Source organism: Sporosarcina sp. Marseille-Q4943 (assembly GCF_943736995.1).
Taxonomy (GTDB): Bacteria; Bacillota; Bacilli; order Bacillales_A; family Planococcaceae; genus Sporosarcina.
Genome location: NZ_OX031157.1, coordinates 1525929 through 1538460, shown reverse-complemented (window position 1 = coordinate 1538460; position 12532 = coordinate 1525929). Strand labels below are relative to the sequence as shown.

General features: G+C 43.6%; 16 protein-coding genes. 10 read left to right on the top strand and 6 right to left on the bottom strand.

The features are described 5' to 3' along the window. The first annotated feature begins 22 nt into the window (after nucleotides 1–22). Nucleotides 23–1480 (top strand): carbon starvation protein A, encoded by a 1458-nt coding sequence (locus NIT04_RS16730; protein ID WP_252504663.1) that lies wholly within the window; start codon nucleotides 23–25, stop codon nucleotides 1478–1480. Between the two features lie 36 nt (nucleotides 1481–1516). Here NIT04_RS16730 and NIT04_RS16725 read toward each other — a convergent pair whose 3' ends face one another. Further along, nucleotides 1517–2266, bottom strand: a complete 750-nt coding sequence (locus NIT04_RS16725; protein WP_252504662.1) for a DUF3888 domain-containing protein — start codon at nucleotides 2264–2266, stop codon at nucleotides 1517–1519. 148 nt (nucleotides 2267–2414) lie between these two features. Here NIT04_RS16725 and NIT04_RS16720 point away from each other — a divergent pair, with 148 nt between their 5' ends. Genes NIT04_RS16720 through NIT04_RS16705 form a run of 4 tightly spaced genes read left to right on the top strand, consistent with a single transcriptional unit; the run spans nucleotide 2415 to nucleotide 5333 of the window. Beyond that, nucleotides 2415–3299, top strand: a complete 885-nt coding sequence (locus NIT04_RS16720) for a DMT family transporter (RefSeq protein ID WP_252504661.1) — start codon at nucleotides 2415–2417, stop codon at nucleotides 3297–3299. 20 nt (nucleotides 3300–3319) lie between these two features. Continuing rightward, the gene (locus tag NIT04_RS16715) at nucleotides 3320–4096 is read left to right on the top strand and encodes an aminoglycoside 6-adenylyltransferase (protein ID WP_252504660.1); all 777 of its coding nucleotides are present in this window, start codon (nucleotides 3320–3322) and stop codon (nucleotides 4094–4096) included. Nucleotides 4097–4155: 59 nt separating this feature from the next. Next, complete coding sequence (locus NIT04_RS16710) at nucleotides 4156–4899, top strand: GyrI-like domain-containing protein (RefSeq protein ID WP_252504659.1); 744 nt, start codon at nucleotides 4156–4158, stop codon at nucleotides 4897–4899. A gap of 14 nt (nucleotides 4900–4913) precedes the next feature. Continuing rightward, nucleotides 4914–5333, top strand: coding sequence for a GyrI-like domain-containing protein (locus tag NIT04_RS16705; protein ID WP_252504658.1), 420 nt, complete (start codon nucleotides 4914–4916; stop codon nucleotides 5331–5333). 114 nt (nucleotides 5334–5447) lie between these two features. Here the strand turns inward: NIT04_RS16705 and NIT04_RS16700 are convergent, their stop codons facing one another. Further along, nucleotides 5448–5999 (bottom strand): hypothetical protein, encoded by a 552-nt coding sequence (locus NIT04_RS16700; RefSeq protein WP_252504657.1) that lies wholly within the window; start codon nucleotides 5997–5999, stop codon nucleotides 5448–5450. A gap of 79 nt (nucleotides 6000–6078) precedes the next feature. Here NIT04_RS16700 and NIT04_RS16695 point away from each other — a divergent pair, with 79 nt between their 5' ends. After that, nucleotides 6079–6270: a hypothetical protein gene (locus NIT04_RS16695; protein ID WP_252504656.1), complete on the top strand. Its 192-nt coding sequence runs from the start codon at nucleotides 6079–6081 to the stop codon at nucleotides 6268–6270. A gap of 93 nt (nucleotides 6271–6363) precedes the next feature. Here the strand turns inward: NIT04_RS16695 and NIT04_RS16690 are convergent, their stop codons facing one another. Then, nucleotides 6364–6807, bottom strand: coding sequence for a GNAT family N-acetyltransferase (locus NIT04_RS16690; RefSeq protein WP_252504655.1), 444 nt, complete (start codon nucleotides 6805–6807; stop codon nucleotides 6364–6366). 209 nt (nucleotides 6808–7016) lie between these two features. Between NIT04_RS16690 and NIT04_RS16685 the strand changes: the two genes are divergently transcribed. From NIT04_RS16685 to NIT04_RS16670, 4 genes are all read left to right on the top strand, one after another. Beyond that, nucleotides 7017–7739, top strand: a complete 723-nt coding sequence (locus tag NIT04_RS16685; protein ID WP_252504654.1) for a MerR family transcriptional regulator — start codon at nucleotides 7017–7019, stop codon at nucleotides 7737–7739. A 359-nt stretch (nucleotides 7740–8098) separates the two neighbouring features. Then, complete coding sequence (locus NIT04_RS16680) at nucleotides 8099–8695, top strand: hypothetical protein (RefSeq protein WP_252504652.1); 597 nt, start codon at nucleotides 8099–8101, stop codon at nucleotides 8693–8695. An 81-nt stretch (nucleotides 8696–8776) separates the two neighbouring features. Next, nucleotides 8777–9973: a class I SAM-dependent rRNA methyltransferase gene (locus NIT04_RS16675; protein WP_252504650.1), complete on the top strand. Its 1197-nt coding sequence runs from the start codon at nucleotides 8777–8779 to the stop codon at nucleotides 9971–9973. Between the two features lie 106 nt (nucleotides 9974–10079). Beyond that, nucleotides 10080–10700 carry a LysE/ArgO family amino acid transporter gene (locus NIT04_RS16670; RefSeq protein ID WP_252504649.1) on the top strand — a complete coding sequence of 207 codons (621 nt, stop codon included), beginning with the start codon at nucleotides 10080–10082 and terminating at the stop codon, nucleotides 10698–10700. Nucleotides 10701–10869: 169 nt separating this feature from the next. Here the strand turns inward: NIT04_RS16670 and NIT04_RS16665 are convergent, their stop codons facing one another. From NIT04_RS16665 to NIT04_RS16655, 3 genes are read right to left on the bottom strand one after another with little or no spacing between them, the layout of a single operon-like run. After that, on the bottom strand, nucleotides 10870–11280 hold the full coding sequence (locus NIT04_RS16665; protein ID WP_252504647.1) for a DUF3021 domain-containing protein: 411 nt from the start codon (nucleotides 11278–11280) through the stop codon (nucleotides 10870–10872). Further along, nucleotides 11277–11735, bottom strand: coding sequence for a LytTR family DNA-binding domain-containing protein (locus tag NIT04_RS16660; protein ID WP_252504645.1), 459 nt, complete (start codon nucleotides 11733–11735; stop codon nucleotides 11277–11279). Before NIT04_RS16660 ends, NIT04_RS16665 begins: the two co-directional genes overlap by 4 nt. Next, nucleotides 11713–12528: an ABC transporter permease gene (locus tag NIT04_RS16655; RefSeq protein ID WP_252504644.1), complete on the bottom strand. Its 816-nt coding sequence runs from the start codon at nucleotides 12526–12528 to the stop codon at nucleotides 11713–11715. Before NIT04_RS16655 ends, NIT04_RS16660 begins: the two co-directional genes overlap by 23 nt. Nucleotides 12529–12532: the final 4 nt, after the last annotated feature.

The window sequence follows — 12532 nt, the reverse complement described above, 5'->3', positions numbered from 1 at the left end:
ATCGGGGGAAAGGGGAAGAGAAATGATTACGTTTTTATTTGGTATCGTCTTATTGATTGTCGGTTATTTCACGTACGGCAAATTCATTGAGAAGATGTTTGGGGTGAAGGAGGACCGCGCGACGCCAGCGTATACGAGTGGGGACGGCGTCGATTATGTACCAATGAGCACGAAGAAAAACTCGCTGATCCAGCTGTTGAACATTGCGGGGGTTGGTCCGATTTTTGGTCCGATCATGGGGGCGCTTTATGGTCCGATCGCTTTCATTTGGATTGTAATCGGCGCAATTTTTGCAGGCGCTGTCCACGACTATTTGACGGGAATGATCTCCATTCGTAACCGCGGAGCGCATTTGCCAGAGCTTGCAGGCAAGTTTTTAGGGAAATTCATGAAGCATATCGTGAATGCCTTTGCCATTCTGTTATTGGTGCTTGTCGGAACGGTATTCGTTTCAGCACCTGCAGGTTTGCTGTACAACTTGATGAACGGTTGGATGGCAATGGGTATCATCGTTACACTTATTTTCGCCTATTATATTCTTGCAACACTATTGCCGATCGATAAGATCATCGGCCGCTTCTACCCAATCTTTGGTGCACTTTTAATCATCAGTGCGGTCGGGGTAGGGGGGATGATGGTCATTAAAGGAGTAGAGATTCCTGAGTTGACATTTGCCAATATGCACCCTGACAAATTGGCGATTTTCCCACTTCTATTCTTGACGATTTCATGTGGAGCATTGTCCGGCTTCCATGCGACACAGTCACCGATCATTTCACGTACGACGCAAAAAGAAGGCCAAGGCCGTAAGATTTTCTATGGCATGATGATTGCAGAAGCGATTATCGCGATGATTTGGGCAGCTGCGGGAATGGCGCTGTTCAACGGATATGGCGGCTTGCATGAAATGTTGGCTGCAGGCGGTCCTGCGTTGATCGTCAGCGAAGCTTCTACATTGATGTTGGGTGCGGTTGGTGGAACGCTAGCAATTCTCGGTGTCATCATCCTTCCGATCACTTCCGGAGACACGGCTTTCCGCAGTGCGCGGATGATCATTGCTGACTATTTCAAGTTGTCGCAAGTGAAGATGGTGAGCCGTCTTTGGATTGCTGTACCGATGTTCGTCATTTCCATTGCGTTGACGCAAGTCGACTTTAATATTCTATGGCGCTACTTCTCATGGGCGAACCAATCGACAGCCGTGATCGCGTTATTCGTAGGTGCGATGTATCTGTTCATTGCACGGAAGAACTACTGGGTGGCGCTCGTCCCAGGAACGTTCATGCTTATGGCAACGATGACGTATATTTTGAATGCGACGATCGGCTTCGGATTGCCGATGAATGTGGCGTATATCGGGGCAACGGTTATTTCTATCTTCCTTGTCACCCTTTTCTTCTTCGCCGCAGTCCGGGCAAGAGCTGCACAAATTCCGCTGGAAGAAGACATTTCACACTGGAAAGGTGCAACGACAAACTAATATCAAAAAGAGGTGGCCGGGGCCACCTCTTTTTACTTACATATACCAAAGCAAGTCGTACCCCATCTTCTTCCCTTTCTCGCTCTCCTGCTCGACGACTTTCCAAATGCCGTTCTCCTTGAGGACTTTGTAATAGAAGTTGGTTCCGTCTGCTTTCTTGAACAGGATAAACCCTTCATTGCCTTTTATGAAGGTTACAGGATTGATTACGTTTTTATATGGCGGTTGTATTTCCGTGCTGAGAATATTGATGACAATTTCTTCTGCGATATGTGCCAGTGAATTGAAATCATTTTGTTTTTCCGCCTTATACCGCAACTGGTTATAATCGTATCGCTCATAAGGAAGTAAATTTAAATGGAATGACTTTTTAATGTCGATGAGCGCTTCCTTATAAAATTGATGTAATTTCTTTTCTTCATCATCACCTTCATGCGTAAAGTCGAGCAGTTTGACGCCTTTTGGACTGATTCCGAACTGCAATGTCTCCTTGCCGTATGGCGGATTTTCAGCTGTCTCGAATGTATTCACTTGAACTTCAACAGTGAAGGAAAATCCACCTTTCTCGTCCCGCTGGATGTTCAATATTTTCGCATCGTATAATCCATACGATTTGTCGTATCCGTAAAAGTCGATGATCCCTTCCGAAATATACGGCTGAAGGGTTGACAGCAGTGCATCTTGGATGGATTGTTGGTCAATATTGGTCTGTTCCGCTTTGGACGTAAGAGGTTGGATGAGCATGGAAATCACGAGGAATGGAATCAAGAAGCGTAAAAGTTTCAAGTGGAAAACCTCCTATCCGGTTTTGTGCTTAGGTTTTCCTCTGATGATGAAACAATACATGAATGAAATTTTAAAATTGAGTCTTTGAATGAAAGCAGTTGCGCTATAATGAAATAAATTGTTAATTACTTGGATACCGGAGGATACTATGCGGAAATATATTGGTGAAATCGGATTGATATTGACAGCAATCATTTGGGGAAGCGGGTTTGTCGGAAGTGCAGTTGCACTGGATTCCTACACGCCATATCAGATTTTGGCGGGTAGATTCCTTATTGGAGCTGTTTTATTATGTGCGGTTTTTTATAACAAATTGAAGTTCATTTCAAGAGGTGCAATGGTAAAAGGGGCAGTTTTGGGCGTCTTCTTATACATAGCATTTGCGCTGCAAACGGTCGGTCTTCAATTTACAACGCCGTCTAAAAATGCTTTTTTGACTGCGGTGAATGTTGTCATCGTGCCGTTTATTGGTCTTGCGATTTATAGAAGAAAGTTGGATCTGTTCGAACTCATTGGCGCTTTTCTTGCGATGTTCGGCGTAGCGGTTTTGTCACTTCAATGGTCAGCGGGACTGAATATCGGCGATTTCCTGTCGTTTTGCTGTGCGATCGGTTTCGCATTCCATATTTTTTACACGTCCCAATTTGTGAAAGATGAAGACCCGATCGCTTTGACGATTGTCCAAATGGCGACAGCGACTGTCATCGGCTTTGTCGTCGTTCTGCTGAAAGGTGAGATGTCATTCAGCACGCAGCCTGAAGGGTTGACGTCGTTACTCTATTTAGGTGTGTTCTCGACAACGATTGCCTTTTTATTGCAAACTGTTTCACAGAAATTCATTACAGAAACGAAAGCGGCAATTATTCTTTCGACTGAATCATTATGGGGAATGGTTTTTTCCGTCATTCTGTTAAGTGAGATCCTTACGCTTAAGATGGGAATCGGGGCGGTTTTAATACTTGCTGCAATCATTTTATCAGAAACGAAGCTCAGCTTTTTGGTGAAAGGGAGCAATCCAGCAAGGTTGGAATAGAAAATTGAGGGGGTGGAGGTTTGTATAGTTCTGATGAAAGAAACGAGTTTTTTATGAAAATAATTGAGAGATTAGAGTCCTCCGATTTAATTGATGGAGTTGTCCAGTTAGGTTCCGGGGTGATGGGATATATGGATGAATACTCCGATATTGATTTAATGGTTTCCACTTCTAAACTTGAAGATGTTGAAAGCACAAAAAGTTTTGTTCATCGTACACTCAGTGAGCTGAATCCTGTCTATATAAAAGAAAAACAGTTTAGCAGGGATATCTATCTGCTCATCGCATTTATGGAAAATTCACTGGAGTTCAATGTGTCCATTCTTCCAAGTGATTTACTGAATGTGAAGTCGCCTTTATGGAAAGTGATTGTTGATAAGACTGGATTCGTATCCGAGAAGATGAATGCCGAAAATGAACTCTTTCAAAATAAGCAAATCAAATATGATGTGTATATCGATATAGCGTTTGAATTCGTATATTGTGCTTTAAGTTTGGACAAAGAGTTGAAACGGAACAACTTCATCTATGCACTGAAAATGCTTGAGAAAATGAGGGAGTATGTTTTATTGGCACAAGCGATGAATGAAAAAAAGAAGCTACATCAGTTCAAAGCGTATGACACGTTGGATTCCTCTTTTATAGAGGCATATCTTTCAACCTACCCGGATGAAATCACGGTTGAAAAACTGACGACTTCAGCGGGAAAATTAAAAGATCTATTTGCTGTCGTAGTTGTACAAGGTTCCAGAATTACTATGGATAAGGGTTTACATCAGCTTCTTAATTCCTTATAGAAAATCGTTGACCTGTCCCTTGGAGGCAGGTTTAAACTGGGATTAAAGGGAGGGAAGCTATGTTATCGATCGGGAAGACATCCCATCTTGTCGGATTGACGGCGAAGGCTATTAAACATTATGAAGAAATCGGACTCATCGAGCCAGCTTATGTGAGTCCGGAGTCGGGGTACCGGTTTTATTCACAAAAAGAACAGCAACAGCTCGTGCGGATCAGGACATTGAGGAAGTTCGGAGTATCCCTTATTGACATTTTGCGCGAGGGGGATGAACAGATGGATTCTTTGTTGAAGAATCGGAAAAAGGAAATTGAGAATGAAATCCATGAACTACAAGGGAAGATGGAAGGAATCGATCACTTATTATGCAAAGGGGAGAAGGAATTGGAAACTCGTATTGAGGAAATCGAAGGGTTTACAGTAAGAGGGTATGAGGTGATGGGACCTGTATCCGCAATCCCGGCGGAATGGGATCGCTTAATAAAGGTTATTAACGAAGAAGACGTTGTCGCTGAAGAGGCGTTTGGCGTTTGCTTGAAGATGGAGAACGACATCATCCATTATATTGCGGGACTGAAATCAGAGTTGACGGAAGGATTTCCGGACACGAAAGAAATTGTCATTCCCGCCGGTAAGTTCATCGTTGCAAAGGTGGAAGGCGGCATTCCAGGCATTCCGGTTGCGTATGAATACATCATTCAAATGGATGATATACAACTACGGGATTGCTACGATTTCGAGCGTTACGTCCATCCGGCTGGGGTGTCGGAAGACGTTATTGAGATTTGGATGCCGATTGAGTAAAGGGGATGGGAGAAATGGGGACACGTATTGAACAAGTGGAGCAGTTCACAGTAAAAGGCTATGAAATGAATGGGCCAGTAACGGATATTCCGAAGCTGTGGGATGAGTTGAACCGTATTATTGAAGAAAAGGGTGCTAAGCCTGAAGAGTCCTTCGGGATTACGTTGGGAATGGGCAATGGCAACTTTCACTATTTGGCTGGTATTAAATCGGAGTCGGCAGAAAGTTTTACGGATACGAAGGAATTATTGATTCCGAGCGGTAAATTTATTGTCGCGAAGGTCGAAGGCGGAGTGGGGGCAATTCCAGCTGCTTTTGATACGTTGTTGCGCAATCCAGATGTGAAACTTCGACATAGTTATGGATTTGAGCGATATATCCATCCAATTGGCTCAGATGGCTATGAAATAGAAGTTTGGGTGGCGATTGAGTAAGTGACTTCGAAAAAGCGTATGCAACATGAGAAGTAAGAATCCAGAAGAGATCCAATAGTGTTGGATCTCTTTTAGATCTTTAACGCTTCAGCTAGTTGAACAACAAGAGCCCGTTCATTCTCTCATCTCACGCAATAGATCATCATCCCTGTAATGGAATTTCCCGATTTTCCCTTCTTCTTTTGTTGAGAAAAGGACTAACCCAGAGACATTTGCCGTTTTTTCTTCCTCCCCATTTTTTTGATAACCAACCGTCGCTATGAACGTATAGCGATTGGACGCTTCGTCACTCTTTTCAATCGTGACGTCCTTCAGGTTCAACTTGTACCCCGCCCAGTGAGCCATAGTTTGATATGTCAGCCCTGATGTATTTATGAAGGTGGGTAGGTAAAAATTTGTAAAGTAAGGTCCGTAAATCTCTTCTAAATACTTATCAAGCTCCTTGTTCTCCTCTTTATTATTTACAACAGTCGTATATTGAGGGTTCCATAAAAGATCCATTAGCTCGTCATTTGGACCTGAAAACTCAAGCTCCAGGACTTTTCTAATGACTTCTTTATTCCTGTCCTCTGCATCAGCTTTAGAACACGCAACTAGTAAAATTCCGGACAGTATGAACACCAAACTCAAGAGTACGGCTAATCGCTTGTTATCATTTGCAGACATTTCACCACCCCTTTTATAGGTAATACGTTTATAATGAATGAAAGATTCGGATTTTTAAAACAAAAAGGGAGGATTATGGATGTGGATAATGATATTTTTACTCATCATCATATTGCTATTGTTGAACGTGGTTTATTTTCTTTCAAAGATTAGCAATCAGCTGAAATTGATTTCAGAGCATTTTAATGTGAAAGAAAAAGAAGTAGAAGTAGTTACAATGAGTGACGAAGAAATTGAAAAGGAATTAGAAAGCGAATTTATGAAGAAGTAAATACAGGGTGAACACTTCTTTTGGCTGGATGGGTGATTGAGCGGGAATGAGGAAATGAGCCCATCTCCTCTGTTGTTTACCAATCTAAATCTTTTACATTTCCCACTTCAACATATTGTCTACCCGTCCAGTTTTCCGGAAGCCCAACTTCTCCAACACCTTTATGGAAGCAGAATTTTCTTCTACGCATTCGGCAATGACTATCTCTACTTCTCTGGAGGCAAATGCCCATTCGATTAGCGTTCCTACCGCCTCCGTCGCATATCCTTTATTTTGCGCGGACGGCACAATGCCGTAACCGATTTCCACAGTATGATCTGTCGAAGGCTTCCCTTTAAAGCCGATGTCACCAATAATCGTATCTGTTTCTTTATCCACAACGAACCATACTCCCCATCCTAACTGGGAATCATCATTTTGAAGTTCGGCTGCATGCCCTTTCACATGATCTCTAATTTCATAATCCTCAGGTGGTATCATTGCTAAAAATTCTGGAGTGCAAGCAATCAATTTGAGTCTATTCGTTTCTATTATCATGAATCAAACCTCCTATATACAACTTGATTAGTCAATTATACTTGAAATACTAATTTGTTAGTTAATTGTTAATACAAGACCTTAATTATTTCGTTGATTGGAGAGGAAAGCGTCCGCCTGAAGCGGAAATCAACTTTCTTATTCCCAATTGTGTTGACTCTCACGTTACGTCATACTCTATAGTCAATAGTGAAGGGAGGCGGGGAGTTATGAAAGTGAAAGAAGTGGCAGATTTGACTGGTGTGAGTGTGCGCACGCTCCATCATTACGATGAAATCGGTTTACTCGTTCCGGACAGTGTGACGGAGGCGGGCTATCGGGTTTATTCCGCTGAAAACTTGACGACCCTCCAGCAAATCTTGTTCTTTCGCGAAGTCGGCTTCCCTTTGAAGAAAATCAAGGAGCTGCTTCAAAGTCCTTCCTTCAACCGATTGGAGGCGTTCGAGCTGCAACGCGATATGTTAGTGGCGAAGCGCAACCAACTTGATACGATGATTGAGACGATTGACAAGACGCTCCAGTCTGAGAGAGGAGAAATGACAATGACGAACGAAGAGAAGTTTAAAGGATTCGACTTCAGTTCGAATCCATATGAGCAGGAAGCTAGAGAACGATGGGGGGATGAAGCGGTCGACAAGGCGAATAAAAATGTCGCTCAGTTCGGTGAGAAAGAACAGCAGGAGATGAACCGCATTTATTCCAATCTAGCGGCACTGCGCGGTACGGATCCAGCTTCAGTAGAAGCTCAGGCAGCAATCGCTGATTGGTACACGTTCTTGAATAAAATCGGTAATTACTCATTGGAAGCATTTGCCGGTTTAGGAGAGATGTACGTTGCAGACGAACGATTTACAAAAAACATCGACCAATTCGGAGAAGGCTTGGCTGTATTCATGCGGGATGCCATGAAAGTTTATTCTGAAAGTAACTGATAAAATGGAAGACATCTGCGACTAAAGCAGGTGTCTTTTTATCCTAAACATTTATTTTCAAAAAAAGCGAGAAAGTCGGCGTGTTTAATAGTATAATAGGAAAACAATCGATCGATGAGCGATTGTTAATACCATGACAACCGGCGCCCATCGCTTTCCGAGGGATTGAAAAATCTTTGGAAAGTGAAACTCTACTTGTAGTTAAAACGTATAATACATATATAGAAAAACGCTTGAACTGTCCGCTCCCCGAATCTTGTCTACAACTTAGGGCTTAGAAGGTTTCCATCTGCAGACGGTTTAGGTTCCCGGAAAAATTGTACATACTTGTAGAGAGAGATGAGTTAGGGGTTGGGATAATGGGAAAAACAATCTATATCGTTCTCACTGACACGGGAACTTTGCTGTCAAGGGCGATTGGCATGTATACACGCAAGGATTTGAATCATGCATCGATTGCATTCGACGAGCAGTTGACCGAAATCTATAGTTTCGGTCGAAAGCAGCAGTACAATCCGTTCTTCGGTGGGTTTGTACGTGAAAATGTTGCGGAAGGCATCTTTCAGGAGGCCGATTGCGCTGTGTACCGTTGCGAAGTATCTACGGAAGCGTATATGCGGATTCGTCAGAAAATCGTTCAATTCGAGTTGAATCATAGAGACTATAAATATAACTTTATCGGTTTGTTCGGCGTGGCGCTGAATAAAGAGATTCGACGGAAAAGAGCCTTTTTCTGTTCGCAATTCGTCGCGACCGTCATGCAGGAGAGCGAGATGCATCGACTGCTGACGAGGCCTAGCCTGACAATGCCGCATCATCTGGCGTATTTGCCACATATGGAACTAGTGTATGAAGGCGATTTGAAAACATATTTAAAGAATGCAAGAGGACCGCAAATGGAACGTCCGATTCGAATGGGACTTTTGAAGAGTTTGGCGTTCCGCCTGCTTGCTTGACGTGGAAGCTTCTCCGTTACGAGAAGCTTTTTTTACATTTCCATGCGATAATGAAAAAAATGATGGATAGAGGATGACAAGATGACAAAAACGATTGATGTACAAGTGAACGCACAAAGTATAGCGGCCTTTAAGAAAGGCTACCCATTGATTTTGAAAGACGCAGTGATGAATCCTGAAGTGTTGAATGAGGAAGGTACTATTATTCGCTTAGTCGACAAATACCGTAAATTCATTGCAAAAGGTTATTATGGCAATCAAAACAAAGGGATCGGCTGGGTTTTGACGAGGGATGAAAACGAGGAGATCGATTTTTCCTTTTTTGAATCAAAAATTTCAGCTGCCCTTTCAAGACGGGAAGCTTTCTTCGAAGACAGCGAGACGACTGCATTCCGCATCTTCAATGGAGAAGGCGATGGAATCGGTGGGGTGACGATCGATTATTTTGATGGTTATTACATGGTGAGCTGGTATAGCGAAGGGATTTATTCCTTGAAGCATCATGTATATGGTGTGTTGGACAAGCTTGTGGACTATAAAGCGATCTATGAGAAAAAACGGTTCGATACGAAAGGCCAATACATCGAACAGGATGATTTCGTGAGAGGCGTGCCGGGAGATTTCCCGATCATCGTGAAGGAAAACGGCATGAACTTTGCCGTCGATTTGAATGACGGTGCCATGACGGGAATTTTCCTCGATCAGCGTGATGTGCGAAAAGCGCTGCGCGACAAGTATTCGGAAGGGAAGCATGTGCTGAATACATTTTCATACACAGGTGCGTTTTCTGTCGCTGCGGTTCTCGGCGGGGCACGGGAGACGACGAGTGTCGATTTGGCGAAGCGGAGTTTGCCGAAGACGATCGAGCAGTTCAGTGTGAACGGTATCGACTATGAAGCACAGGACATCAAAGTGATGGACGTATTCGATTATTTCCGTTACGCGAAACGCCACGAACTGAAATTCGATGTCGTGGTCCTCGATCCGCCAAGTTTTGCACGCTCGAAGAAATACACATTCAGCACGGCGAAAGATTATCCGGCCTTGCTGAAGGATGCGATTGAAATAACGGAAAAGAACGGTATTATCATTGCTTCGACGAATAACGCAAGCTTTAGCATGAAGAAGTTCAAGACGTTCATCGAGAAAGGTTTCGCGGATGCAGGTTCGCGTTATAAGATCCTTGAGGAATCTTCATTGCCAAAGGATTTCCGCACGAACCGCGACTTCCCGGAATTCAATTACTTGAAAGTTGTCATTTTGCAGAAGTTGAAATAAATCATGAGAAGCCATCTCCGTCTGGGGATGGTTTTTTAGTTATGGCATTGCAATTTTTGAGAGAAAGCCTTTCAATAGATAGAAAGAGAGAAAAGGGGGAGAGCGGATGGTCGAGGCGGTTCTTCATGGCGTCATCCTTGCGATCGGACTTATATTGCCGTTAGGGGCTCAAAATGTATTTGTGTTCAACCAGGGGGCATTGCAACCAAAGTTTGTGAGGGCACTTCCCGTCGTCGTCACTGCTGGGATTTGCGATACGATTTTAATCGTGGCGGCGGTATCGGGTGTATCTTTGCTCATCTTGACATTCCACTGGTTGGAAACGATCATGTTTGCCGTCGGTATCCTGTTTTTGCTGTATATCGGAATTTCTCTTTGGCGGAGCGCTCCTTCGTCAATGGAGGCTGAAGTGGAACGGTTTTCTCCGAAAAAGCAGATCTTGTTTGCAGCATCCGTCTCTTTATTGAACCCCCATGCGATCATCGATACGATTGGCGTGATCGGGTCAAATGCCTTGAGTTATTCTGGGGAGGCTCGGTTCGCATTCACATTGACGACGATCATCATTTCATGGTGTTGGTTTTTCGGACTCGCTCTTGCAGGGCGGGTGCTTGGCAAACTAGACACGAGCGGGAAGTTTATTGGCATGTTAAATAAAATCTCCGCCGTCGTCGTCTGGGCAGTCGCCATCTATATGGCCATCCGATTACTCGGCAAGCTATTTTAATCCTGTTTTTTACGGTGCCTGTGCATGACACATTTATGACAATTCAATGGTGAGTATAATAATACACAATATAAGCTAATGAAAATTGATTTCATTGGCTTTATTGTATTGCTTTATACAATTGTAGTTCATAATCTGAATAGTGTCTTGCACAGGCACCTTACAAAAATTACAAGCTCCTTAGCTCCTCGTTTAATTTAGCTGCCTGCTTCCTGAAATGCATATAGAACGCGAGCCAAATGATTGCATAGAACGCAATGAAGATGCCGAGCATGTTGATAAATCCTTTCACTGTGAATGGAATCCATCCGATGACGAAGGCGACGATGAAATACAACACAGTGACACTGAGGAAATGTAAAGCTGTCTGAACCGGCAACGTCAGTTTTTCATTCTCAAAAAGTAAAGGTGTCACTGCAAAGAACCAGCCGCAAAAGACAGTGCCGAGCGCATTTTTCGCAAGGATTGCTGCGTCCAGCGTTTCTTCATTGCCGACATAAATAACTGCTAAAATTGTGATAAGTGCCAAGAATGAGCCGAAGAAAATGCCCAATATGCTTCTCGTCAGAAAAGTCTTCATCCATTTTTCCTCCTGTTCATTTTGAGCGCTTCCTTGATGCCGCTCACGTATGTCCGCGACACATACTCCTTGGCCCCAGATTTAAAGTGGACGACGAGCGTGCCATTAAAAGAGGCTTCAAATCGACTTAGCTCATGGAGATTGGCGATAACCGACTTCGATAGCCTGATGAATTTCGGAGAAGGTAACATTTCTTCAAGCTCGTAAAGCTTCTCTTTCAATGAAAAGGAGCCCGCGGCAGTGACTGCCACGACGCCCTCCTTTTCCGTGTGAAAGTAATGAATGTCGTCCGGCTTCAAAATATGCTGCATCTCGCCATCTCTTCCAACGAGAAACTCCGTCTTCTTCCCCTTCAAAAAATCAAGGATCTCTTTTATCGATTCATCCATTTCATTGCAATGGATCGTCACTTTTGTCTCCTCGTAAACTTCATCAATGTCCAGTGTAACCTTCATTCCGCACATCCTCTCCTCGGTTCCTATTAGTAGGATACCATTTCAAGGAAGATTTTCGCAGTCTATTTCCAAAGTGCAGAATGACTAGAGAAATCGTTGTAACGATCAGTATATATCCGATGGAAATGAACGTCGCCCCGTTCCATTCCAGCTGTCCGTTCCAAACGGCGATGAAGAGTTGATTCATATGAAAGAGCGGGTTGAAATCGGCAATGACTTGCACAAATTTCGGCATCATACTGATCGGCATCGTGAAGCCGCCCGTGAACATTACGACTTGAAAGATGACAATCGAGAAGACCAATGCGGCATTCATGCTAGTGAACAGAGAGTAGATTGCCGAAGAGATGACGAGCAATGCTGCATTCAATAACATGAACGTCCCGAATGCCAAGACGAAGTTGAGCGGCTGGAATGAAAGGTCATAAGCGATCAAGCCGATGAAGAAAACTAGGAAGTATCCGAGACTCGTAATGATGATCGACTTCAAGATGCTCGACAGCAACAATGTCCTTTTTGGCACTGGCGATAACATGATACGCTTTTCAACGCCGGTCGTCCGGTTCATCACTTGATCGAACCCGAATGCGAAAAAGACGACGCCGAATGTAATGAGTAAAATGAAGGAAGGGGTGTACGTTTCGGCATAATTGAGATTGCCTGCATACGTTACGTCCCCGAAGAGCTGCCCCATGAAAAGATACGTCACCGGCGGAACGATGATCGTGAACACCATATAAAAGATCTCCCGTGTAAACATGAGCAAGTCGTACTTCAATTGAGTCGCCAACATATCA

Bases quoted from the DNA above. Each gene is read 5' to 3' on its own strand.
- NIT04_RS16730 (WP_252504663.1), top strand. From the start codon at position 23: ATGATTACGTTTTTATTTGGTATCGTCTTATTGATTGTCGGTTATTTC.
- NIT04_RS16720 (WP_252504661.1), top strand. From the start codon at position 2,415: ATGCGGAAATATATTGGTGAAATCGGATTGATATTGACAGCAATCATT.
- NIT04_RS16710 (WP_252504659.1), top strand. From the start codon at position 4,156: ATGTTATCGATCGGGAAGACATCCCATCTTGTCGGATTGACGGCGAAG.
- NIT04_RS16705 (WP_252504658.1), top strand. From the start codon at position 4,914: ATGGGGACACGTATTGAACAAGTGGAGCAGTTCACAGTAAAAGGCTAT.
- NIT04_RS16700 (WP_252504657.1), bottom strand. From the start codon at position 5,999: ATGTCTGCAAATGATAACAAGCGATTAGCCGTACTCTTGAGTTTGGTG.
- NIT04_RS16695 (WP_252504656.1), top strand. From the start codon at position 6,079: ATGTGGATAATGATATTTTTACTCATCATCATATTGCTATTGTTGAAC.
- NIT04_RS16690 (WP_252504655.1), bottom strand. From the start codon at position 6,807: ATGATAATAGAAACGAATAGACTCAAATTGATTGCTTGCACTCCAGAA.
- NIT04_RS16685 (WP_252504654.1), top strand. From the start codon at position 7,017: ATGAAAGTGAAAGAAGTGGCAGATTTGACTGGTGTGAGTGTGCGCACG.
- NIT04_RS16680 (WP_252504652.1), top strand. From the start codon at position 8,099: ATGGGAAAAACAATCTATATCGTTCTCACTGACACGGGAACTTTGCTG.
- NIT04_RS16675 (WP_252504650.1), top strand. From the start codon at position 8,777: ATGACAAAAACGATTGATGTACAAGTGAACGCACAAAGTATAGCGGCC.
- NIT04_RS16670 (WP_252504649.1), top strand. From the start codon at position 10,080: ATGGTCGAGGCGGTTCTTCATGGCGTCATCCTTGCGATCGGACTTATA.
- NIT04_RS16665 (WP_252504647.1), bottom strand. From the start codon at position 11,280: ATGAAGACTTTTCTGACGAGAAGCATATTGGGCATTTTCTTCGGCTCA.
- NIT04_RS16660 (WP_252504645.1), bottom strand. From the start codon at position 11,735: ATGAAGGTTACACTGGACATTGATGAAGTTTACGAGGAGACAAAAGTG.
- NIT04_RS16655 (WP_252504644.1), bottom strand. From the start codon at position 12,528: ATGTTGGCGACTCAATTGAAGTACGACTTGCTCATGTTTACACGGGAG.